This is a genomic window from Teichococcus vastitatis (assembly GCF_003604215.1).
GTDB lineage: Bacteria > Pseudomonadota > Alphaproteobacteria > Acetobacterales > Acetobacteraceae > Pseudoroseomonas > Pseudoroseomonas vastitatis.
On record NZ_QXGS01000043.1, the window covers coordinates 1 to 21,602 of the forward strand.

Annotated in this window: 18 protein-coding genes; 6 read left to right on the plus strand and 12 right to left on the minus strand. The window is 69.9% G+C overall.

The genetic code is table 11. From position 1 onward, the window contains the following. Positions 1-76 precede the first annotated feature (76 nt). Positions 77-2,548 carry a DUF4214 domain-containing protein gene (locus tag D2K64_RS20610; protein WP_120010259.1) on the plus strand — a complete coding sequence of 824 codons (2,472 nt, stop codon included), beginning with the start codon at positions 77-79 and terminating at the stop codon, positions 2,546-2,548. A gap of 115 nt (positions 2,549-2,663) precedes the next feature. Here D2K64_RS20610 and D2K64_RS20615 read toward each other — a convergent pair whose 3' ends face one another. Beyond that, a complete protein-coding gene (locus tag D2K64_RS20615) occupies positions 2,664-3,656 on the minus strand; it encodes a transcriptional regulator GcvA (RefSeq protein ID WP_120010260.1) in 993 nt (330 codons plus the stop codon). Positions 3,657-3,766: 110 nt separating this feature from the next. On the opposite strand from D2K64_RS20615, the gene D2K64_RS20620 reads away from it, so the two are divergent. Next, positions 3,767-3,982 carry a DUF1127 domain-containing protein gene (locus D2K64_RS20620; RefSeq protein WP_120010261.1) on the plus strand — a complete coding sequence of 72 codons (216 nt, stop codon included), beginning with the start codon at positions 3,767-3,769 and terminating at the stop codon, positions 3,980-3,982. 126 nt (positions 3,983-4,108) lie between these two features. On the opposite strand, the gene D2K64_RS20625 is transcribed toward D2K64_RS20620, so the two are convergent. Then, positions 4,109-6,421 (minus strand): type IA DNA topoisomerase, encoded by a 2,313-nt coding sequence (locus D2K64_RS20625; RefSeq protein ID WP_120010262.1) that lies wholly within the window; start codon positions 6,419-6,421, stop codon positions 4,109-4,111. Between the two features lie 149 nt (positions 6,422-6,570). On the opposite strand from D2K64_RS20625, the gene recD2 reads away from it, so the two are divergent. Next, positions 6,571-8,805 (plus strand): SF1B family DNA helicase RecD2, encoded by a 2,235-nt coding sequence (gene recD2, locus D2K64_RS20630; protein ID WP_120010263.1) that lies wholly within the window; start codon positions 6,571-6,573, stop codon positions 8,803-8,805. A 45-nt stretch (positions 8,806-8,850) separates the two neighbouring features. On the opposite strand, the gene D2K64_RS20635 is transcribed toward recD2, so the two are convergent. Genes D2K64_RS20635 through D2K64_RS20660 form a run of 6 tightly spaced genes read right to left on the minus strand, consistent with a single transcriptional unit; the run spans position 8,851 to position 15,289 of the window. Beyond that, entirely contained in the window at positions 8,851-10,191 is a 1,341-nt protein-coding gene (locus tag D2K64_RS20635) for an LLM class flavin-dependent oxidoreductase (RefSeq protein WP_120010264.1), read from the minus strand. Continuing rightward, positions 10,188-10,988 (minus strand): ATP-binding cassette domain-containing protein, encoded by an 801-nt coding sequence (locus D2K64_RS20640; RefSeq protein WP_120010265.1) that lies wholly within the window; start codon positions 10,986-10,988, stop codon positions 10,188-10,190. The genes D2K64_RS20635 and D2K64_RS20640 overlap by 4 nt, the downstream gene beginning before the upstream one ends. Further along, entirely contained in the window at positions 10,981-11,922 is a 942-nt protein-coding gene (locus D2K64_RS20645) for an ABC transporter ATP-binding protein (protein ID WP_120010266.1), read from the minus strand. The genes D2K64_RS20640 and D2K64_RS20645 overlap by 8 nt, the downstream gene beginning before the upstream one ends. After that, entirely contained in the window at positions 11,919-12,752 is an 834-nt protein-coding gene (locus D2K64_RS20650; RefSeq protein ID WP_157986000.1) for an ABC transporter permease, read from the minus strand. The genes D2K64_RS20645 and D2K64_RS20650 overlap by 4 nt, the downstream gene beginning before the upstream one ends. An 8-nt stretch (positions 12,753-12,760) precedes the next feature. After that, positions 12,761-13,720 carry an ABC transporter permease gene (locus D2K64_RS20655; RefSeq protein WP_120010268.1) on the minus strand — a complete coding sequence of 320 codons (960 nt, stop codon included), beginning with the start codon at positions 13,718-13,720 and terminating at the stop codon, positions 12,761-12,763. Between the two features lie 6 nt (positions 13,721-13,726). Continuing rightward, positions 13,727-15,289, minus strand: coding sequence for an ABC transporter substrate-binding protein (locus D2K64_RS20660; protein WP_120010269.1), 1,563 nt, complete (start codon positions 15,287-15,289; stop codon positions 13,727-13,729). Positions 15,290-15,449: 160 nt separating this feature from the next. Here D2K64_RS20660 and D2K64_RS20665 point away from each other — a divergent pair, with 160 nt between their 5' ends. Further along, positions 15,450-16,103 (plus strand): GntR family transcriptional regulator, encoded by a 654-nt coding sequence (locus tag D2K64_RS20665; RefSeq protein ID WP_120010270.1) that lies wholly within the window; start codon positions 15,450-15,452, stop codon positions 16,101-16,103. 76 nt (positions 16,104-16,179) lie between these two features. Here D2K64_RS20665 and D2K64_RS20670 read toward each other — a convergent pair whose 3' ends face one another. Both D2K64_RS20670 and D2K64_RS20675 read right to left on the minus strand, forming a co-directional pair. Then, positions 16,180-16,881: a FadR/GntR family transcriptional regulator gene (locus tag D2K64_RS20670; protein WP_120010271.1), complete on the minus strand. Its 702-nt coding sequence runs from the start codon at positions 16,879-16,881 to the stop codon at positions 16,180-16,182. A gap of 43 nt (positions 16,882-16,924) precedes the next feature. Beyond that, positions 16,925-17,476, minus strand: a complete 552-nt coding sequence (locus tag D2K64_RS20675; RefSeq protein ID WP_120010275.1) for a sugar O-acetyltransferase — start codon at positions 17,474-17,476, stop codon at positions 16,925-16,927. Between the two features lie 280 nt (positions 17,477-17,756). Here D2K64_RS20675 and D2K64_RS20680 point away from each other — a divergent pair, with 280 nt between their 5' ends. Continuing rightward, positions 17,757-18,719: a Bug family tripartite tricarboxylate transporter substrate binding protein gene (locus D2K64_RS20680; RefSeq protein ID WP_120010272.1), complete on the plus strand. Its 963-nt coding sequence runs from the start codon at positions 17,757-17,759 to the stop codon at positions 18,717-18,719. A 6-nt stretch (positions 18,720-18,725) separates the two neighbouring features. After that, the gene (locus tag D2K64_RS20685) at positions 18,726-19,928 is read left to right on the plus strand and encodes a mandelate racemase/muconate lactonizing enzyme family protein (protein WP_120010273.1); all 1,203 of its coding nucleotides are present in this window, start codon (positions 18,726-18,728) and stop codon (positions 19,926-19,928) included. Positions 19,929-20,059: 131 nt separating this feature from the next. On the opposite strand, the gene D2K64_RS20690 is transcribed toward D2K64_RS20685, so the two are convergent. Next, entirely contained in the window at positions 20,060-21,331 is a 1,272-nt protein-coding gene (locus tag D2K64_RS20690; protein ID WP_120010274.1) for a four-carbon acid sugar kinase family protein, read from the minus strand. Further along, the coding region (locus tag D2K64_RS20695; protein WP_238384341.1) for a RuBisCO large subunit C-terminal-like domain-containing protein at positions 21,328-21,602 on the minus strand (275 nt) is incomplete at its 5' end. The genes D2K64_RS20690 and D2K64_RS20695, both read right to left, overlap by 4 nt.

Genomic DNA, 21,602 nt, shown 5'->3' on the forward strand with positions numbered 1-21,602 from the left:
CGACATTCTCGCCGCCATCCAGCGCTTCTGCCTTCGCTCCCAGACGATCGGAGGAACTACGGAATCAGGACACTAGGTGGAGTTCCTCGCACCCCCGGGCACCGGGTTCAGCCCGCAGGACCAGGGCAACAATGACGCGGTGGACAGCGACGCCAACCCAGCCACCGGGCGCAGCGCCAGCTTTGCCGTCACCTCCGGCCAGTCGGTGGCCAACCTTTCGGCGGGGTTCCTCACCTCGACGACGCTGCTGGGCGGCGATGTTTGGCTCGACGCCGATGGCAATGGCCTGCGCGACGCGGGGGAGCAGTTGCTCCAGGGCGTGCGCGTGCGGCTGCTCGACGCGGCGGGACAGCCGCTCGGCCCAGCCACCGTCACGGATGCCGCCGGCCACTATGCCTTCCTCAACCTGCAGGCCGGCAGCTATCGCGTCGGCTATGCGCCGCTGATCGGCACGGCCTTCACCGCGCAGGACCGTGGCGCAGACGAGGCGATCGACAGCGACGCTTCCCCGGTGAACGGCGTTTCCAGCCTGCTGGTCACGCTCGCACCGGGAGTTTCCGACCTGCGCGGCGGTGCCGGGCTGGTGCTGGATCTCGGGCGCTCGCCCAACTACGCGCCCAATCTCGGCCTGGGCAACGGCAATGACGGTTATCCCGGCACCGATTATGCCGAGATCGTCCATGGCAATGGCGGCGATGATTCCATCAACGGCCTCGGCGGCAATGACAGTTTCTATGGTGGTGCCGGCAATGATTCGCTGAATGGCCACGGCGGGGATGATGTCCTCGACGGCGGCGCCGGCAACGACAATGTGCAGGGGCGGGAAGGCGACGACATCCTGCTCGGCGGGTCGGGCGACGACATCGGCGAGGGCGGCAACGGCAATGACGTGCTGATCGCCGGATCTGGCGCCGACAACATGCAGAGCGAGAACGGTGACGATTACCTCTTCGGCGGTGCCGGGAACGACATCCTGACCGGCAACCAGGGCCATGACGTCGTCGCCGGCGGCAATGGCGATGACAGCCTGCAAGGCGCCGACGGCACCGACATCGTGATCGGCGGCCGCGATGCCGGGCGGATGTCGCTCGACGGAGACGGGCATGCGACCGGCGTCGCCACCGGCGACATGCTGGAAGGCAATGGCGGCGCGGATGCCTTCGTCTACCAGGCCGGGGACGGCGTGGACCTGCTGCTGGACTTCAACCCGGCCGAGGGGGACACCCTCACCATCTATGGCCACACCGGCTTCCAGGTGGTGGAGCGCACGCCGGAAGGCCGCATGGCGCTTTATCTCGGCAGCAATGCGGGCTTCATCCTAAACAACGGCACCTTCCAGGGCGAGACGGCGGCGAGCACGCTGCCCGGCGTGCGCTTCGTCGCATCCAACGCAGAGGCGCCGAACGCCATCATGGGCCGGGACGTGGTGGTGCCGGTGCTGGCGCAGAACTGGGTGTCGAATTTCACCGGAGCGGGGCCGATCGCGGTGTCGCAGGACTTCCCCGCCTTCGCGGCCGCGCCGGACCTGACCAACCTGTCGGGCGTCACCTTCGAGCGCCTGGTGCGGCGCGGCAACGAGAATGAGGTGCGGTTCCTCCCGCCCAGCAATGAGTGGCTGGAGGCCGGTGGCGGCTACGACGTGCTGGTCACCGGAGAGGGCTTCCGCGGGACACGATCGACGGCGCTTCCCGAGGATGGCCTGCGCCTGGATCTGGGCGGCGGCACCCACCTGCTGCGCGGCGTCGAGGCCGTGCGCTTCGTGGACGGCACCCTGCATCTCGGCCCCGACAGCGCTGCGGCGCAGATCGTCCGCCTGTACGAGGTGGCGCTCGGCCGCCCGGCCGACCAGGCATGGCTGAACGCCTGGCTCGACGTCCGGCAAAGGGGTGCCCCGCTGACAAGCGTCACGGACGCCTTTCTGCAGAGTCCGGAATTCGCCCAGCGCTACGGCGCGAACCTGTCCAATGCCGACTACGTGGAGCTGCTCTACAACAATGCCTTGGGGCGTGCTTCGGACCCGGGCGGCAAGGCGGGATGGGTCACGGGGCTGGAAAACGGCAGCATCACGCGAGCGGGCGGGCTGGCCGGCTTCTCGGAAAGCGCCGAGAACCGCGCCCGCACGGCGGAGGATGTCGCACCCGGCATCTGGGACGCCTCGGAGAACGCGGCGTTCCTGGCCCGGCTCTACGACACGACGCTGGGCCGGCTGCCCGACCGGGCCGGACTCCAGGCGTGGCGCGAGGGGATGGATGCCGGCATCTTCACCGTGACGGATGTGGTGAACGGCTTCACCGCCAGCGCCGAGTTCAAGGCACGCTATGGCAGCGCCACCAGCACAGGCGACTTCGTCGAGCTGCTGTACAACAACGCGCTGGATCGGGCCGCCGATCCGGCCGGCAAGGCCGCCTGGGGGAATGCCATCGACCGCAACGTGATCAGCCGCGCGGATGCGGTGCTGGGCTTCTCCGAAAGCGCCGAGCATCGTGCCCTGACCGCAGCGAACATCATGAACGAGACGCCGGACCAGTTCGGCATCCTGTTCGCCTGACCCCGCCGGCAGCAAGACAGCGCTTCTTCCTGCTGGCAGCATTCCGGCTTCAGGCGGCCGGGCCAGGGCATCCGACGGTGCCCCGGCCCGACGCGCCTCGCGCCGTCGCGGTCCGCTACGCCCTCTTGCGCCGGCCTGCTCCGCGGCGGGTTGTCGCGGGCTTGCCGCCGCAGCCCGCAGCCGCGGCATTCCGTTCGCGTGCCGCCTCCTCCAGCAGCCATGCCCGGAAGGCGGCGATGCGGGGCCGCGTCACGGCGCCCTCCGGGCAAACGAACCAGTAGCTGTGCTCGGTTCTCACCTCCTGCGGCAGCGGCCGCACCAGGCGGCCGGCACGGAGATCCTCGCCGGCCAGCAACTGGGTGCCGAGCGCCACGCCCTGCCCCGCCAGGGCCGCCTGCAGGCTCATATGGGTTTGCGCGAAGTGCAGGCCGCGGGACGCGTCCACCCCGCCCGCGCCAACCGCGGCGAGCCAGGCGCTCCAGGTCAGGTCCTGGATCCGCCCCAGCGCATCGAACCACGGATCCTCGTGCAGCAGGGTGACATGGGCGAGGTCGGCCGGCACGCGCAGCGGCGGCCCGGTCTCGGCCAGCAGCGGGCTGCACACCGGAAAAAGCACGGTCGGGAACAGCAGGTCGGCCTGCAGTCCCGGCCAGGACGGGCCGGGCCCGTGGCGGATCGCGACGTCGACGTTCTCGCGCGCGAAGTCGGTCGGCGCCGGGTTCACCTCGATGCGGACATCGATGTCGGCGTGGCGGGCGCGGAACTCGCCCAGGCGCGGGATCAGCCAGCGCGCGGCCAGCGAGGGCGAGGTGCTGATGGTGAGCACCGGCGACGCGGCGTAACGGCGCACCCGCTCGCTCGCAAGGGCGAGCCGCGAGAACACGTCCCGAAGTTCACCGCCATAAAGCTGCCCCGCATCGGTCAGCAGCACGCCCTTCGGCAGGCGGCGGAACAGCGCGACGCCCAGCCAATCCTCGAGCTGCTTCACCTGCTGGCTCACGGCGCCCGGCGTCACCAGCAGATCCTCGGCCGCCCTCGTGAAGCTGAGATGGCGGGCGGCGGCCTCGAAGGCCCGCAGCGAGGCCAGCGGCGGCAGCTTGTTGGGCATGGGATATGGCTTAGCTGCGCTAAGCCTCAGGCACAAGCGAATTGGTTTGTCCGCGCAACGGCGGCTGTTCAAGATGATGCCGCAACACAGCCGATCCGGAGTGATCCCTCATGACGAGCATCCCTTTCTCCGCTCTGGCCACGGCCCGGCCGGGCCGCCGTCTGGCGGATTCATCCAGGACCATGCTTCGTTTAGGGGGGCTGATGCTCGCCCGTTCGCGGGAGCGGCGCAGCCTGGCCGAGTTCGACGCGCGCATGCTGCGGGATATCGGCGCGACGCCCTACGAAGCAGGGGTCGAGGCGCGCAAGCCGTTCTGGCGGGCGTGACGAGCGGGGCGGATATTGTGCCGCGGCCGCAGGATGGTCAGGAACCCGCCACGCTTCCCGCATGAGGGCGGCGGTCGCGCGGCCAGCCCCTGCGCATCTCACGGCGCCCCGGCGATGCGGGGGAGTTCAAAGCCATCCGCATTTGCGGAAGCAGCCCAGCTCGACGCCGGCCGGCGCATACCAGCCGCCGGGGCGGTAGCGCGCCCCCATCCGGAGCGCGGCCTCCTTGTTGCCGAACGGGATGTTCAATGGCGTGTCGCCGCCGGCAATTTCCGTCGCCGGGTCGGCTGCGCCGGCCTCGGCCGCCGGCCCCGCGCGCCCCGTCTTGCGGGCGGGCCGCCTTGGTCCGGCCGCGCCCCTCCCCTTCGCGGGAGCCCGTGTTCTCGCGGAAAGCGCGGCGCGTTCCATCGGTCCCGGTTCCTCGGGCCTTGCGGTGGCGGTGGCGGCCTTGCCGGGGGCATGCTGGTCGAGGAAGCTGCGGCATAGGGCGCCGGAACTGGTGTAGCCGCGTGGCGGCTTCAGGCCCTTCTGCCGGGCCAGACTGTCCACGAACCGCTTCATCGCCGGCGTCGGCGGACGATCGGGGCCGCCACGCCCGGCCGGCCCCTCCGGCAGCATTGGCTCGAGGGACGCCGATCTGTCCTGCAGCCGCTCGATGATGCGGCTGGCCTGGGCGCAAACCGTGTCGATGGCGCCTTCCATCTCCTGCTGGCCGACCAGGATCTCATCCAGCAGGCGCTCCATCTGCGCGGTCACGCCGGGATCGACCAGGGCGGGGTCCGCCCGCTCCAGAACCGCATGGAGGGACAGGCCCCGTGCCGTGGGCACGATGTGCTTGCCATCGATCGCCAGGAAATCCTGCGCCTTCAGGCCGCGGATGATCTCGGCGCGCGTCGCGGGCGTGCCGATGCCCTTGGCCTCCTTCAACCGCTCCTGCAGCGCCTCGTCCGCCACGAAGCGCCAGGCGTTCTGCATCGCCTCGATCAGCGTGCCCTCGTTGTAGCGGGGTGGCGGGCGGGTTTCCTTGTTCTCGACGGTGGCCTCCTGCAGCCGGGCCGCCTCCCTGTCGCGCAGCGCAGGGAGAAGCTGCGCGTCCTCGCCCTTCTCCTCGGCCGGCTGCCAGTCAGGGAAGGCGGCGCGCCAGCCGAGCTCGATCGGCTGGCGCCCGGCGGCGCGGAACAGATGGCCGCGCACGTCAGTGGTGACCGTGGTCTGCCGGTAGCGGAAATCCGGCATCATGGCCGCCAGGTAGGAGCGCGCGATCACGTCGAACAGCTTGCGCTCATCGGCCGACAAGCGCGGCCAGACCTCGCGCAGCGTGTCCACCGTGTTCACGTTGGGGATCACGGCGTGGTGGCTGGCCCCGGCCAGGCCCTTGTCGTGGAAGGCGCCGCTGCTGCCTCGGCGGATCACCGGCGGAACAGGGACCGGGATGGCGCCGAAGGCCCGGCCGACGCGCAGCCCCGCCACGATCCGCGGCACGTCCGGGATCAGGCTTTCCGGCAGAAAGCGCGTCTCGGCGCGGGGATAAGTGATGATCTTCTTGCCTTCGCCGTCATAGAGTTGCTGCGCCACCTCCAGCGTGCGCGCCGCCGACCAGCCGAAGCGGGAGCCGCAGAGCTTCTGCAGCGAGGGCAGGTCGTGCAGGCGGGGCGGGCCCTGGCGCTTGTCCTCGACCTTCACGGCCAGCGGGCCCTCGTGGCCCTCGGCCATGGCAGCGATGGCTTCGGCATCCTCGCGCTTCAGGATGCGCTCCTTCGGCGCGTGCCGCATCCGCAGCCGGCCGGCCGCGGCCTCGGCCGTCACCACCACCTCAAAATAGGTCTGCGGGACGAAGTTGCGGATCTCCAGCTCCCGCCGGCACACGATGGCCAGGGTCGGCGTCTTGACCCGCCCCACACCGATCACCGTGCGCGCGCCGCGCGCCAGGGTCACGGTGGCCGTGCGGGTCAGGGACAGGTTGTAGATCTGGTCGGCCTGCCGGCGGGCCACGGCCGCGGCATAGAGACGGGCGTATTCGGCATTCGGCCGGGCGCCGGCGAAGGCGGCGCGGATGGTCTGCGGGTCCTGCGCGGTGAAGATGACCCGCATCACCCGGCCACGGTACTTCAGGTGCTCCAGGATCTCCTGGCCGATCAGCTGACCTTCCCGGTCGCAATCCGTGGCGAGCCAAACGCAGCGCGCGCCTTTCAGCGCGGCCTTGATGGCCTTGAGCTTGGCCGTCTTGTTGCCGCCCGAGGCCGGCTTGGTGCCGTACAGGCCGTCGGGGCGCAGCAGCACCGCCGACCAGCGTTTCCAGGCAGGCACCACCTCCTCCGGCTCCACAAGGTCGAACAGGTGGCCTTCCGCCGGCAGAACGGTGCCGTATCGCTGGCCGACCGCCGCGCGCACGTCCTTGGCCTGGCTGGTTTTCTCGGTGATGACGATCTGGTCGGTCATGGGCGCCCTTCAGATGTTCTCTAAAGGTTCTTGATTTCGCCGACCAGCCCCATCTTGCAGATCATTGGCGGAGAGCCGCCCGGCCGGTGTGGCGTTGTCCCGGGCCTTGCGCCACGCTGTTGGCGTTCAACGGACTGGCTTGAAAGGCAATGGCTTCCGCGACCGCCCCCTCCGCGCCCACCGAGGCCCTGGCCGGTCTGGTCGAGCGCGTCACCTACCACAATGCCGAGAACGGCTTCTGCGTGCTGCGGGTGAAGGCCCGCGGGCACAAGGATCTGGTCACGGTGGTCGGCCATGCCGCGACGATCTCGGCCGGCGAGTGGGTCCAGCTTTCGGGCAGCTGGACCAACGACCGGACGCACGGGCTGCAGTTCCGGGCCGGCTTCCTGAAGGCCAGCCCACCCACCACGCTGGAAGGGATCGAGCGCTATCTCGGCTCGGGGATGATCCGCGGCATCGGCCCGGTTTATGCCAGGAAGCTGGTGCGGGCGTTCGGCGAGGCGGTGTTCGACCTGATCGAGGCCGAGCCCGGCCGCCTGCGGGAGGTCACGGGCATCGGCCCCCGGCGGGCCGCCCGCATCGTCGCCGGCTGGGCCGAGCAGAAGGTGATCCGCGAGATCATGCTGTTCCTGCACGCCCACGGGGTCGGCACCTCCCGCGCCGTGCGGATCTACAAGACCTATGGCGCCAACGCCGTGCAGGTGATCACCGAGAACCCTTACCGTCTGGCCCGCGACATCCGGGGCATCGGCTTCCGCACGGCCGACCTCGTGGCGCAGAAGCTCGGCATCGAGCCCACCGCCAGCATCCGGGTGCGCGCCGGCATCTCGTTCGCGCTGGCCGAGGCCACGGGCGCCGGGCATTGCGGCCTGCCGGTGGAGGAGCTGACGGCGCAGACCGCCGCCCTGATCGCCGTGGCCCCCGCCCTGATCGAGACCGCGCTGGCGCTGGAGATCGATGCGGGCGAGGTGATCGCCGACCGGCTGGGAGACCAGCGCTGCGTTTTCCTGGCCGGGCTGTACCGGGCCGAACAGGGCATCGCGGAGCGGCTCCGGGCCCTCGCCGCCGGAGCGCCGCCCTGGCCCGCCATCGATGCCGGGCGCGCCATCCCCTGGGTGGAGGGCAGAACCGGCCTGTCCCTCGCGCCCAGCCAGCGCGAGGCCTTCCGGCTGGCCCTGCGCGCCAAGGTGCTGGTGATCACCGGCGGGCCCGGCGTGGGCAAGACGACGCTGGTGAATTCCATTCTGCAGGTCCTGCGGGCGAAAAGGGTGCAGGTCGCGCTCTGCGCTCCCACGGGCCGGGCCGCCAAGCGGCTGATGGACAGCACGGGGCTGGAGGCCCGGACCATCCACCGCCTGCTCGAGACCGATCCCAAGACCGGTGGGTTCAAGCGTAACGAGGAGCGCCCGCTGGAATGCCAACTGCTGGTGGTGGACGAAACCTCGATGGTGGACGTGCTCCTGATGCGGGCCCTGCTCCGGGCGCTGCCGGACGAGGCTGCCCTGCTGTTGGTGGGAGACGTGGACCAGCTGCCTTCGGTGGGGCCGGGGCAGGTGCTGGCCGATATCATCTCGGCCGGGACGCTGCCGGCGGTCCGGCTGACCGAGGTGTTCCGGCAGGCGGCCCAGAGCCAGGTGATCGTCAATGCCCACCGGATCAACCAGGGCGAGATGCCCGAGCTGCGCCATGACAGCCGTTCGGACTTCCATTTCGTGGAGGCGGACGACGCGGAAGAAGGCGTGCGCAAGCTTCTGGCCGTGGTGCGGGACCGCATTCCCGCCCGGTTCGGGCTGCACCCGGTCCGGGATGTGCAGGTGCTGTGCCCGATGAACCGGGGCGGCCTGGGCGCGCGCGCGCTGAACATCGAGTTGCAGAAGGCGCTGAACCCGCCGGGCGATCAGCGGGTCGAGCGCTTCAGCTGGACCTTTTGTCCCGGGGACAAGGTCATGCAGGTGACCAACGACTATGACCGCGAGGTTTACAACGGGGATCTCGGCGTCATCTGCCGCATCGACCTCGAGGAAGGAGAACTCGCGGTCCGCTTCGAGGAACGGGAGGTCGTCTACAGCTTCGGCGAACTGGACGAGCTGGTGCTTGCCTATGCCACCACGATCCACAAGGCACAGGGCTCGGAATATCCCGCCGTGGTGATACCGGTCACGACGCAGCATTACGCCATGCTGGCCAGGAACCTGCTCTACACGGGCGTGACCCGGGGCAAGCGCCTGGTGGTGCTGGTGGGGCAGCGAAGGGCGCTCGCCATCGCCGTCCGGAACAGGAACACGCGGCCGAGATGGTCCAAGCTGCGCGAATGGATGACGGGCAGTTCCTGCCCATCCAGCGGAACGGCCGCACCCCCGGTTCCGGCGGAGGGCGATCCGTGAACCGGTCCCGGCAGCGGGATTGGCGGCAAGATCAGCCTGGCCGGCTCAACGCGGCGGCACCACGGGGGTTCCGTAGCGGCTCTCGGGCAGGGGCAGGCCCAGATGGCTCCGGAGCGTGGAACCGGCGTAGTCGGTGCGGAACCGTCCGCGTCGCTGCAGCTCCGGGATCACCTCGGCGGCGAAGTCCTGCAAGCCGATGGGCAGGGCGGCGGCACAGATGTTGAAGCCGTCGGCGGCGCCCGCCTCCACCCACGCCTCCATCTCGTCGGCGATCTGGGAGGCGGTGCCCACCAGGATGCGGGAGCCGAACCCGGCGGCGATGGTGGTGTAGAGCTGCCGGATCGTCAGGTTCTCGCGCCGGGCCAGCGCCAGCAGGTTCTTGGCGATGCTCTTGACCTTCGGGTCGTTCGGCTCCGGCACCGGCCCGTCGAGCGGATGGGCGGACAGGTTGCCCATTTGGCCATAAAGGTAGGAAAGTCCCAGCTCCGGCTCGACCAGCGCGTTCAGCAGGTCGAATTTCTCGCGGGCCTCGGCCTCGGTCCGGCCGATGAAGGGGGTGATGCCCGGCAGGATCTTCAGCGAATCAGGATCGCGTCCGTTTCTCGCCACGCGCTGCTTGAGGTCGGCGTAATAGGCGCGGCCGGTGTCGAGGTCGTGCGGCACGGCGTAGACCACCTCGGCACTCGCGGCGGCGATCTCCATGCCGGCCTCGGATGCGCCGGCCTGGACCAGGATGGGCCGGCCCTGCGCGCTGCGGGCGACCGAGAGCGGGCCCTTGACCTTGAAGTGCTTGCCGACGTGGTTGAGCACGTGCAGCTTCGCGGGATCGAAGAACGTGCCGCCGGCCTTGTCGTGGCGGAAGGCATCGCCGTCCCAGGAATCCCACAATCCCTTGACCACCTCGACAAACTCGGCGGCGCGCTCGTAGCGGGTGCCGTAGTCAAGATGGCTGTCGCGGTTGAAGTTCTGCGCCTCGGCGTCCGACCAGGAGGTGACGATGTTCCACCCTGCCCTGCCACCGCTGATGCGGTCGAGGGAGGCGTATTTCCGCGCGATGTGGAAGGGCTCGTTGTAGGTGGTGGAGGCGGTGGCCACGAGGCCGATGCGGCTGGTCAGCGCGGCCAGCGCCGACAGCAGCGTCAGCGGCTCCAGCTCCGCCGTCTGCGCGGATTGGCAGAGCGATCCTGGCGGCTCGTCCTTGGCCCGGATGCCGATGCCGTCGGCCAGGAACACCATGTCGAACTTCGCCGCCTCGGCCAGCCGCGCGACATTGACGAAATGCGTGAGGTCCGACGCGCCGCCGGGATCCACCGCCGGGTGCCGCCAGGCGGCGGCATGATAGCCCAGATAGCGCATCGAGAGCCCGAGGCTCATCGGCTTGGTCATGGTGCGTTCCCTTGCTTCGCCGCGGGGCTGTGCAACGTCCCGATCAACGCCCGGGTGTAGTCGTGCCGGGGCCGGTCGAAGACCTCCTCCACCGGCCCAATCTCCAGCAGCTTGCCGAAATGCATCACCGCGACACGGTGACACAGGAAGCGCGCCACGTGCAGGTCATGGGTGATGAAGATCATCGCGAGGCCGGAGCGCCGCTGCACCGCGCGCAGCAGGTTCAGGATTTGCGCGCGGACGGACACGTCGAGCTTGGACACCGCCTCATCGGCCACGATCAGGTCCGGCGAGAGCGCCAGGGCGCGCCCGATGGCGGCCCGCTGCAACTGGCCGCCGGACATCTGGTGCGGGAAACGCGGCGCGAATGCGGCGGGCAGCCCGACCTCCTCGAGAATGGCCAGCACGCGCGCCCGAACCTCCGCTTTGGAGCAGAGGCGATGCAGCAGCAGCGGCGTGGCGATGGCGGTGGCGATGGTCTGGCGCGGATTGAAGGAGGAGAGCGGGTCCTGGAAAACCATCTGCATGGCCCTCCGGTGCGGCCGCAGCGCCGCCTCCGACAGGTGCGCGATGTCCCGGCCGCGCAGCAGGATGCGGCCGCCGGCGGGCTCGTGCAGGCGCAGCGCCGTCTTGCCCAGCGTCGTCTTGCCGCTGCCGCTCTCGCCCACCAGGCCGAGGATCTCCCCCGGCGCGACATCCAGGCTGACGCCGTCCAGGGCGGTGAGCGTGCCTCCCTCCCGGTTCGGGTCGCGGAAGCGGACGGTGAGATCCTCGATGCGCAGCAGCGGCTCAGTCATCGAGCAGGCACCGGATGGCGCGGCCCGGGGCGATCGCGCGCAAGGGCTGCGGTGCCTCGCAGCCCGGCCGCGCGACGGCGCAGCGCGGGCGGAACACGCAGCCCGTGGGCCGCGCGCCCGGGAGAGGCAGCTGACCGGGGATCTCCGCCAGCGTCTCGGCCCGCGCCGTGAGCGCCCTGGCGGTGGCGATCAGGCCGCGCGTGTAGGGATGGCGCGGTGCTGCCAGGATCGCGGCGGCCGGCCCGGTTTCCACCACCTCTCCCGCATACATCACCAGCAGCCGGTCGCTGATTTGTGCCGCGATGCCGATGTCGTGGGTGATGAACACGAAGGCCGCCGAAAGCCGCTCCTGCAGGTCGCGGAACAAGGCCAGGATCTGCTGCTCCACGATGTTGTCGAGATTCGTGGTGGGCTCGTCCGCGATGATCAGGCCCGGCTCCAGCGCCACGATCATGGCGATCAGCGCCCGCTGCAGCATGCCGCCCGAGAGCTGGTGCGGGTAGCGCTCCAGCACGGCGTCCGGATGGGGAATGCCGACATCGGCCAGCAGCGTGACGGCCAGGGGGCGCCAGGGCGCCCCGGCGCGCCGCCGGTCCAGTGCCGTACGCAGATGCCAGCCGATGGTTTTCACGGGGTTGAAGGAGCCCACCGGGTCCTGGAACACCATGGCCATCTGGCGCCCGCGATACGGGCGGAACTCCCGGTCACTGAGCGAGCCGAGATCGGCGTCGCGCCACACCATGGCGTCGGCCCCGGCGGTCAGACCGTCCGGCAGCAGGCGAAGCAACGCGAGGCAGGTGACGGTCTTGCCGGAGCCCGATTCGCCGATCACGCCCAGGGTCTCGCCGGCGTTCAGCACCAGGTCGACCTGCCGCACCACCTCGACCGGGCCGGCATGGATGCGCAGGTTGCGGACCTTCAGCAGCGCGCTCATGGACCCGCCGCCTTGCGCAGCCTCGGGTCCGTCAGGTCGCGTAGGCCATCGCCCAGCAGGTTGAGGCCGAGCAGGGCGACCGAGACGACGAGGCCCGTCAGCGTCAGCACCCAGGGGCCGCGCTGGAAGTATTCGCGCCCATCGGCGAGGATCACACCGAGCGAAGGGGTGGGCGGCTGCACGCCCAGGCCGAGAAAGGAAAGCCCCGCCTCCATCACGATGCCGAAGGCGACGCCGACGCTCGCCTGCACCAGCAGGGTGGACAGGATGTTGGGCAGGATCTCCACCGCCAGGATGCGGGCCGGGCGCTGCCCCATCAGGCGCGCCGCCTGCACAAAGGGCTCGTGCATCAGGCTTCTGGTGAGGTTCCGCGAGAGGCGCGCGAAGATCGGCAGGTAGGTCAGGCCGATGGCGATGATGACGTTGTGCAGGCCGAAGCCCAGCACCACCATCATGAACAACGCCAGGACGAAGCTCGGAAACGCGAAGAGCAGGTCGCAGGCCGACATCAGCCCGGCCTCCCGCCAGCCGCCGTGCCAGGCGGCGCTCATGCCCAGGATGGTGCCGATGGCGGCACCCAGCAGCACGCCGCAGAAGCTGGCGAAGAAGGAGATGCGGCCGCCGGCCAGAACCCGCGTCAGCACGTCGCGGCCAAAGGAATCGGTGCCCAGCCAGTGGCTGGCATCGGGCGGCGTCAGCACGTCGATGAAATCCATCGCCTCGGCATCGTAGGGCGAGATCATGGGGCCGAAGACGATGCCCAGAAGAACCACCAGCGTGACGAGGCTGCCGAGCAGCAGCGTGCGGTTGCCGAGGAGGGTGCGCAGCATCCCGCCGGTCATGCCCTTGCCCTCGGGTCAAGCCGCGTGCAGAGCAGGTCCACCAGCAGGTTGGTCAGCAGCACGATCACCAGAAAGGTCAGCGCGCAGGCCTGGATAACCGGGTAATCCCGCCCAAAGGCCGCATCGACCATCAGCGAACCCAGTCCGGGAATCCCGAAGACCCGCTCGATCACCACCACGCCGCCCAGGAGATAGCGCACCTGCAAGCCGATCACGGTGACGTAGGGGATCAGCGCGTTGCGCAGGATGCTGTGCACGAAAACAAAGGCCGGCCCATGCCCGAGCGAGCGCTGCACCTGCACATAGGGCCGGTGCATCACGTCCAGCAGCGCGGCGCGCAGCACGCGGGAGAACACCGCCGCCATCGGCGCCGCGATCGCCACCGCCGGCAGAAAGCCCGACAACAGCGCGCCGCCCAGCGAGTCCGCCGGGGAAACGAAGCCGTAGGACGGAAACAGCGGAACATTCAGGGCCAGAAAGAAGACCAGCACGTAGCCGAGCCAGAAATCCGGCATGGACACGCCCAGCACCGCCAGCGACGTCATCGCCGTGTCGAGGAAGCGGCCGCGCTGCAACGCCGCCACGATGCCGACCAGAAGCGACACGCCGGCGGCAAGGATCAAGGCGTAGAAGCCGATAAAGGCCGTGACCGGCAGGCGGCTGGCGATCAGCTGGCCGACCGGCACGCCACCCGCCAATGTCAGGGAGCGGCCGAAATCGCCCCGCACCGCGCCGGTGATCCAGGCGATGAATTGCAGCACCACCGGCTGATCGAGATTGTGCTCGCGGCGGAAGGCCGCCACCAGCTCCGGCCGCGCATTCTCGCCCAGGGCCGCCAGCGCCGGGTCGCCCGGGGCGGCCTTCATGGCGAAGAACACCACCAGCGCGCCGGCCGACATGGTGAGAAGCAGGATGCCCGCTCGGCGCAGCATCCTGCGGAAGGCGATCGGGGACAACAGCGCCTATCCGATGGTGATGGTGGCGAACTGGTCACCGAAATTCGCATAGGGCAGCTGCGTGAAGCCGCTCACATTGGCGGCCAGCAGGTTGTGCACGTTGGAGCAGAAGAGCGGGATCACCGGCATATCCTCGAGCCACAGATGCTCGCTCTCGCGGTACAGCGCGCCGCGCTTCGCCGGATCGAGCTCCTGCCGCGCCCGGATCAGCAAGGCATCTAGCTGCGGGTTCTTGTATTGCGCGAAGTTGCGCCAGCCATCGCTGTGCAGCAGATCGTAGGAATACTCGTCCGGGTCGATCATGCCGAGCCAGCCCCAGGTGCCGGCCTGGTAGTCGCCTGCGCGGATGCGGGAGAACACCGTGTTGGCTTCCGTCACCTCGACCGTGAGCTGCGTACCCAGCACCTGGTTCACCTGCGCCGCGACCACCTCGCCGATGCGCTTCCACCATCCCGATCCCCAGGTGAGAATGGTGGCCTTGGTGCCGGGACCATATTTGGATTTGGCCAGTTCCGCCTTGGCGCGGGCGGCATTGAAGGTGGAAAGCGGCTTCGGCGCGGGATCGTAGGCTGCCGTCAGCGAGGGCGGGATCAGGCCCGGGGTGGCGAAACCCTCGCCGAAGAGCACCACCCGCACCAACACGTCGCGGTTGATGGCCAGCGAAACGGCGCGGCGGAAATGTACGTCGTCGAAGGGCGGCTTGAGGTTGTTGAGAGAGATGAAGCGGGTGTTGAGGCCCGGCTGCTTCAGCACCTTCACCGCCGCGTTCTTCTCCAGCGCCGGGATGTCGGCGAAGGGCGCCGTGCTGGTCAGGTCCACCTGCCGGCCGAGCAGGGCGGTGACGCCGCTGGTTTCCTCGGCGATGAGCGGGATCTCCACCTCCGGGATCTTCGGCGCGGCGTCGAAATATCCCGGAAAAGCGGCCAGCCTGATGGCCTGGTTGGCCTCCCAGCTCCGGAGCCTGTAGGGCCCGGTGCCGACCGGCTTGCGGCCGAAGCCGGCGGGGTCGGCCATGACCGCCTTGCGCGACAGGATCTGCGTGCCGGTGCGCGCATTGGTGAGAAAGGTCAGCAGCGGCGCGAACGGGGCGCTGGTCCTGATGCGGACCGTGAAGGGGTCCGGCACCTCGATCAGGCTGATGGCCGAGACCTTGCTGCGGTTCGGCGATCGGGTGTTCTCGTCCAGCAGCCGCTCCAGGGTGAACTTCACGTCGTCGGCGGTGAAGTCGCTGCCATCGTGAAATGTCACGCCGCGCCGCAGCCTGAACTCCAGCACGCCGTCCTGGGCAACCTGGATGCTCTCGGCCAGATCGGGCACGGGCCGCATCTGCGCATCGAATTTGAGCAGGCCGTTATAGAGGCTCCAGATCACGTAGTATTCCGGGATCAAGGCCGCGACCGCCGGGTCGAGCGTGTTGATCACGTTGTAGCCGGAGATGGCGGCGCGCAGCACCCCCGGCGCCGCAAGCGCGGCGCCGCGCGGCCCCGTCAGGGGGGCCAGGGCGGCCCCGGTGCCGGCGGCCAGAAGACTGCGCCGGGAGAGCCCGGCACCACGCGCAGCTTGGTTCATCGATGCCCCCGACTGTCATTGGCAAACCGTGATTCAGTATACATCCCGAAATGACAGGTGGCACAAGGTCGGATTTCGCGGCAAATTCAGCGTGGAGACACGGGTGCCCAAGCTTTGAGAAGGCTCTGCCTGAGATTTCGGCATACCGGAAGCCTGCGACATGAATGAGGAGCAGGCTGACGGCCTCATCCAGGCCCCGCGCGGGATGGATCTTTACGCGGCACTGAAAGCCGAGGTCACGTCCCTTCGCCTGCCGCCCGGCACCCAGCTCCAGGAGGTGGCCCTCGGCAAACGCTTCGGTGTCAGCCGCACGCCCGTGCGCGAATGCCTGCAACGCCTGCTGGGTGACGGGCTGGTGGAGCGCTTCGGGCGGTTCTACCGCGTGGTCCGACTCACCCGGGAGGAGGTGCGCGATCTCTGCGAACTGCGCGAGGCGCTGGAATGCATGTCGGTCATGCTGGCCGTGGCGCGGGAGCCGGACTGCGTGTCCGCGCTGGAAGCCATCGTGGAGGCGCAGCAGGCATCGCTGGCGCGCGGGGATTTCGACGCGCTGAACAGCCTCGATGGCGAATTCCACCTGCGCATCGGCCGCGCCGCCGGCAACGCCGCCCTGCTCCGGCAATTGGAAACCATGAACGACCGCGCCTGCCTGGTCCGCGGCATGGAGCAGCGCCGCCCGCACTGGACCTGCCGCGTGATCGCCGAGCACCGCCGCATCCTCGATGCCATGGAACGGGGCGACGCCGCCATCGCGGCGGCCGAGATGCGCTACCACATCCGCAGTGTCATCGTGCAGCGTCCTGCCGCAGCCTGAGAAACTTCGCGCAGGACCGTACGTCCCGCCGAGGCCTCATTCCCGGGGGCTGGCCGGGGCAGGCCCGGGACGCGGCTCAATCGGTTTGGCCGAACAGCCGGCGGATGCCGCCCTGCAGATGCGCCGCCATCGCGGCGTGCGCGGCCGCCACGTCCCCCGCCTCGATCGCGGCAAGGATCCGGTCGTGCTCCGCCTGCATCTCGGCGAGGCGCTCGGCGGAAGCGAGGGTGCAGAGTTCGCGCGTGAGGCGGATGCTGAAGCGGGTCTGCTCCGACAGCGCCGCCAGCGTGGCCACGAAGAAGCGATTGCCGCTGGCGCGGGCGATGGCGAGATGGAAGGCGATGTCCTCCTCCACCGCTGGCCGCCCTGCGGACGCCTCCGCTTCCAGCGCCCCGGCCGCGTGGCGCAGGGCGGCGCGCGCGGAAGGATCGCGGCAGGCCGCGGCGCGGGCGGCCATCTCGCTCTCCAAGCCGCAGCGGAACTCCAGAAAGCTACGCACGTCCGGGATGCTGCTCAGGGCGCCATAGGACAGGCTCAGCGGCGGCGGGCCGATGTTCCGCACAACGGTTCCGGAACCCTTGCGGGATTCCACCCGCCCCTCGGCCTGCAGCCGCGCGAGCGCCTGCCGCAGCACCGGGCGGGACACGGCCAGGCGCTCGGCCAGCGCGTGCTCGCCGGGCAGGCGGGCGCCCTGCGGAAATTCTCCGGAGGTGAGCATGTCGCGCAATCGCTCATGCACCACGTCGCTCAGCGGACGGTGCCTGTTCGGGTGGATCATGGACCGGGTGCCGGAACGGGGAATGGCGGCATGGCCGGATCGCTCAGCTCCGCAGCCGCGCCGGATTGCCGAATGCGGTCGCTCCGGCCGGAACGTCCCGCGTCACCACGCTGCCCGCGCCAATCAGGGCGTCGTCCCCGATCGTGACGCCGGGCAGGATCAAGGCGCCACCGCCGATCCAGACGTTGCGGCCGATCCGGATGGGACGCCCGAACTCCAGGCCGGAGGCGCGTCCGGCCGGGTCGCGCGGATGGTCGGCGGCCAGGATCTGCACGCCCGGCCCGATCTGCGTCCGGTCGCCGATGGTGACCGGCACGACATCGAGGATCACGCAGTTGAAATTCAGGAACACGCCGGCGCCCAGGCTGATGTTGTAGCCGTAGTCGCAATGGAAGGGCGGGCGGATCACGGCGCCTTCCCCGACGGCGGCGAGCCGCTCCGCCAGCACCCTCCGCCGCTCGGCGGCCGGGTGGTCCAGCATGGCGTTGTAGCGCACCATCCATCGCCGCGCCGCCATCATGTCGGCCTGAAGCTCGGCATCCCCGGCGTCGTACAACTCGCCGGCCAGCATCTTGCTCTTCTCGGTACGATCCATGCGGCGCGTCTCCTTGTCCGATGGGGCCATGCCCGCTCCGCCGGCAGAGTGCCGGCCCGGGATCACCAGGAGCACGCCCGGACACCAGAGATCGAAGCTAGATGATATGTAAAATCTGTCAATTCAGATGCGCCAGCATTCTGACAGGAGCCGCTTCTGGAAGAATCTGTTTGACAAATTCCGGCTGCAGCTGAAGCTGGTGCCGCCGCTGCGGCGCCCATGCGGCTGGATGTGAGACCAGCCCGGCCGCTCGGCTCCGCAACCAGGAGGAAGCCTCGCCATGAACAGAAGCGCCGCATGGGCCATTGCCCTGGCCCTCCTGATGCCCTGGCTTCCTGCCCGGGCGCAGGGGCCGGACCGGGTGCTGCGCATCATTGTGCCCTTCGCTCCCGGCGGCACCAGTGACATCGTCGCCCGGCTGCTGGCGCATGGCGCGGCACCGCATTGGCCTGCTGGCGTGGTGGTCGAGAACCGCCCGGGCGCCGCCGGCAATATCGGCACCGCCGAGGTGGCCCGCGCCGCGCCGGATGGCACCACGCTGATCCAGTGCACCATCGGCACCTGCGGCTCCAATCCCTCGCTGTACGGCGATTCCGGCTATGACCTGGCGCGCGACTTCACGCCGGTGATCCTGACCGGGGCGGTGCGCAACGTCATGGCGGTGCGGCCCGGCCTGCCGGCCAGGGACCTGAACGCGGTGCTGGACCTCGCCCGCAGGCCGGACGGGCTGAGCTTCGGCTCCTCCGGTGTCGGTGCCTCCAACCATCTGGGGCCCGAACTCCTGCGGGAGAAGCTGGGGCTGCACTGGGTGCATGTGCCCTATCGCGGCAGCGGACCGGCCATCACCGACCTGATCGCCGGGCGGATCGACGTCTTCTTCGACAACCTGCCCTCCATCCTGCCGCATCTCCGTGCCGGAACGGTGCGGGCGGTGGCCGCCGTCTCGGCCGAGCGCATCCCCGAACTGCCGGATGTGCCGACCTTCGCTGAGCAGGGCATTCCCGGCATCGTCATCGACAGCTGGTTCGGCTTCCTGGCGCCTGCCGGCACGCCGCCGGACCGCGTCGCGGCGCTGAACGCCGCCTTCAACAAGGCGCTGGACGATCCCGCCCTGCGCCAGCGCCTGCGGGAAGCCGCCGTGGTGCCGCTCGGCGGTCCGCCAGAGCGCATGGGCGAACAGGTCAGGAGCGAGACCGCCCGCTGGGGCGAGGTCATCCGCGCCAACAACATCCGCGCCGAGTGAGGTTCCATGTCCCGCATCACCCGCCTTCGCACCATTCGCATCGCCGAGCGGCCCAACCTGATCTGGGTCGAGATCGAGACCGATGAAGGGCTGACCGGCCTCGGCGAGAGTTTTCGCGGCGCCCAGGCGGTGGAGGCGGTGCTGCACGAACAGGTGGCACCGCTGTTGATCGGCCGCGACGCCCGCCGCATCGAGGCCGTCTCGCGCCAGCTCATGACCCCCTATCTTGGCTTCCACAGCGCCAGCGCCGAGGTGCGCGCGGCGAGCGCCGTGGACCTCGCGCTCTGGGACCTCGCCGGGCACCGGCACGGCATTCCCGTGCACGAGGCATTGGGCGGCACCGTGCGCAGCGAGATCCGCGCCTACAACACCTGTGCAGGCTATTCCTACAACACGCAGGGGGTGGCGCGGCGCGACATCAGCGCGGCGGACCTGGCCGCCGGTCCCTATGACGATCAGATCGCCTTCATGCGCGACGCCGGTGCGCTGGCCGAAAGCCTGCTCTCGGAAGGCTACGCGGCCATGAAGATCTGGCCCTTCGACATCTATGCGCCCGCCAGTGGCGGCCACATGATCAGCCTGGAGGATCTCAAGGCCGGGCTGGAGCCGTTCCGCAAGATCCGCGCCGCCGTCGGCACCCGCATCGAGGTGATGGCGGAGCTGCACAGCCTGTGGGGCACCCAGGCCGCGGCGCGCATCTGCCGCGCGCTGGAGGATCACGGCGTGTTCTGGGCCGAGGACCCGATCGCCAAGATGGACGATGCCCAGGCCCTGGCCGACCTGCGCCGGCAGACCCGCACGCCGATCTGCGGCAGCGAGACGCTGGCCGGCGCCGTGTCCTACCGCACCTTGCTGGCCGCCGATGCGGTGGATGTGGTGATGCTCGACCTCGCCTGGTGCGGCGGCCTCACCGAGGGCCGCAAGATCGCTGCCCTGGCCGAGGCCCATGCCAAGCCGCTGGCGCCGCATGATTGCACCGGGCCGGTGACGCTGATGGCCGGGCTTCACCTGGCCCTGCATGCGCCGACCGCCATCTTCCAGGAGGTGGTCCGCGCCACCCTCGCCACCTGGTACCGGGACCTCGTGACGGAGTTGCCGGTGCTGAAGGCCGGCCTGGTGCAGGCCCCCGAGGCGCCGGGCCTCGGAACGGCGCTGCGGCCGGAAGTAAAACAGCGGCCTGATGCGGTGATCCGGGAGAGCGGCGGCTGAGGCGCCTGCGCGAGCCCAGCTGAGCGGGTCGGGCGCGGCGTCAACACTCCGGCCATGCCCAAGGCGGCGCTTCGGAACTGAGTGTTCGAAGCGGACCTCGCCCCGGTTCGGCACGGTCGCGGGCGAGCGACTCAGACCCGGAACCGGGCCAGCAGGTCGGGCGCTCCCATCTGGCCTCCCTTGAGCATGACCTCCAGCCCGTCGAGCACGGGATTGTCGCTGTGCCCGTGACAGAGTGCGATGCCGGGCGCCAGGGACCCCACATGGGAAAGCCCCCACAGATCCAGTGCCCGCGTCCCGAAGCTCGACGTATCTCCACCCGCGATGCCGAGGCGCCGGACAGGATGCTGCTGCATGATCTGGGCGAGCAGCGTCGCGGTCGCCGCGGCCACCTTGTCTGACGCCGGCGCCGCGTCACCCGGCGATTGCGTGACGATCAGGAGGTCCTCGCCCGCCCGCAGCAGCCGGCAGGCTTCGGCGGTTGTCGCGGCCGCGCCGGCCGCGTCGTCGATCAGGACGGCGGGATCGACGGTCAGGCACCGGTAATCCGTGGCCTCGGCAACCTGCCGGCGCGTCACCGGGGACAGGCTGCCCGCGAGAACCAGGACCGGTCCGGCCTTGCGGCCCAGCACCGCCCTGCCCGGCCCGATGGCCGTGCCGGCGCACCAGGCTTGCGCGACGCCGCTTGGCCCGACGGCGAGAAGCGGCGCCCGCAGGCTGCGGGACCGGAGCAGGTGCCCGATGGCCGCGAGATCCGCCTCCCGGCTGACATCCATGAGCACGGCATCCGGCTCGGCGGCGAGCAGCCGGTCCAGCAGCATCTCCGTCGCCAGCTCACCATGGTCGTAGCTGAGATAGGGCAGGTTCACAGCATCGAGCCCCTGCGCCGCGAGATGCAGACGCAGATCGGCCTCGGCCATGGGAGTGACAGGGTGCGCGCGCATGGTGGGATGGCGGTCGATGCGGTGAACCGCGGCGCCCGTGCCCGCCGCCGCGAACAGGTGGCCGAACAGCGTGTAGCGGCCGAGATTCGGCTGCCCGCCCACGATCGGCCGGAACGGGTTGGAGAAGAAGGGCCGCAGCGTGGCGACCGCACTGCCGATGCTGCCCACCTCCGACGCGCTGTCAAAGGTGGAGCAGCATTTATAGTGCATCATCCGCACGCCGAGGTCGCGGAAGAACCGGCCCACCGGCGCCAGCTCCGCCGCCATGGCCCCTGGCACCAAGGCGCGCGACGCACCGGCGAGGCCGACTGCGTCAAGCGGGCCAGCCCGCTTCAGCCGCGCCGCATCCGGAAGGCCGAGAAACAGCAGGGCTCGCATCCCGCGGCTCGCCAGCTCCGCCAGGGTGTCGGTGGCACCGGTGAAATCGTCCCCGTACCAGCCGTATTCGGGGCCGTTCATCGCGCGCCGAAGGTGTCGAGCGCCTGGCGCAGCGCGGCATGCCCGCGCGCCGCGGCATCCAGCGTTTCGCCCCGCATGGTGGCATCCCAGGCTTCGCGGATGCTGGCGACACCGGCGGCCGGCCCGCCCGGATGCGCCATGACACCGCCGCCGGCCATGAACAGCAGATCGGTGTGGCCGATCGCCGCATGGGTGGCCGGCACGGTGCCGGCCCATTGCCCGGAGGAGAAGGCGGGCATCACGCGATCATCCACCTCGCCTGCGAGGCGCG

What these genes read in the sequence shown, in the direction of transcription:
- D2K64_RS20615 (WP_120010260.1), bottom strand. Translation starts at nt 3,656, where the DNA reads ATGCCCAACAAGCTGCCGCCGCTGGCCTCGCTGCGGGCCTTCGAGGCC.
- D2K64_RS20620 (WP_120010261.1), top strand. Translation starts at nt 3,767, where the DNA reads ATGACGAGCATCCCTTTCTCCGCTCTGGCCACGGCCCGGCCGGGCCGC.
- D2K64_RS20625 (WP_120010262.1), bottom strand. Translation starts at nt 6,421, where the DNA reads ATGACCGACCAGATCGTCATCACCGAGAAAACCAGCCAGGCCAAGGAC.
- recD2 (WP_120010263.1), top strand. Translation starts at nt 6,571, where the DNA reads ATGGCTTCCGCGACCGCCCCCTCCGCGCCCACCGAGGCCCTGGCCGGT.
- D2K64_RS20635 (WP_120010264.1), bottom strand. Translation starts at nt 10,191, where the DNA reads ATGACCAAGCCGATGAGCCTCGGGCTCTCGATGCGCTATCTGGGCTAT.
- D2K64_RS20640 (WP_120010265.1), bottom strand. Translation starts at nt 10,988, where the DNA reads ATGACTGAGCCGCTGCTGCGCATCGAGGATCTCACCGTCCGCTTCCGC.
- D2K64_RS20645 (WP_120010266.1), bottom strand. Translation starts at nt 11,922, where the DNA reads ATGAGCGCGCTGCTGAAGGTCCGCAACCTGCGCATCCATGCCGGCCCG.
- D2K64_RS20650 (WP_157986000.1), bottom strand. Translation starts at nt 12,752, where the DNA reads ATGCTGCGCACCCTCCTCGGCAACCGCACGCTGCTGCTCGGCAGCCTC.
- D2K64_RS20660 (WP_120010269.1), bottom strand. Translation starts at nt 15,289, where the DNA reads ATGAACCAAGCTGCGCGTGGTGCCGGGCTCTCCCGGCGCAGTCTTCTG.
- D2K64_RS20665 (WP_120010270.1), top strand. Translation starts at nt 15,450, where the DNA reads ATGAATGAGGAGCAGGCTGACGGCCTCATCCAGGCCCCGCGCGGGATG.
- D2K64_RS20670 (WP_120010271.1), bottom strand. Translation starts at nt 16,881, where the DNA reads ATGATCCACCCGAACAGGCACCGTCCGCTGAGCGACGTGGTGCATGAG.
- D2K64_RS20675 (WP_120010275.1), bottom strand. Translation starts at nt 17,476, where the DNA reads ATGGATCGTACCGAGAAGAGCAAGATGCTGGCCGGCGAGTTGTACGAC.
- D2K64_RS20680 (WP_120010272.1), top strand. Translation starts at nt 17,757, where the DNA reads ATGAACAGAAGCGCCGCATGGGCCATTGCCCTGGCCCTCCTGATGCCC.
- D2K64_RS20685 (WP_120010273.1), top strand. Translation starts at nt 18,726, where the DNA reads ATGTCCCGCATCACCCGCCTTCGCACCATTCGCATCGCCGAGCGGCCC.
- D2K64_RS20690 (WP_120010274.1), bottom strand. Translation starts at nt 21,331, where the DNA reads ATGAACGGCCCCGAATACGGCTGGTACGGGGACGATTTCACCGGTGCC.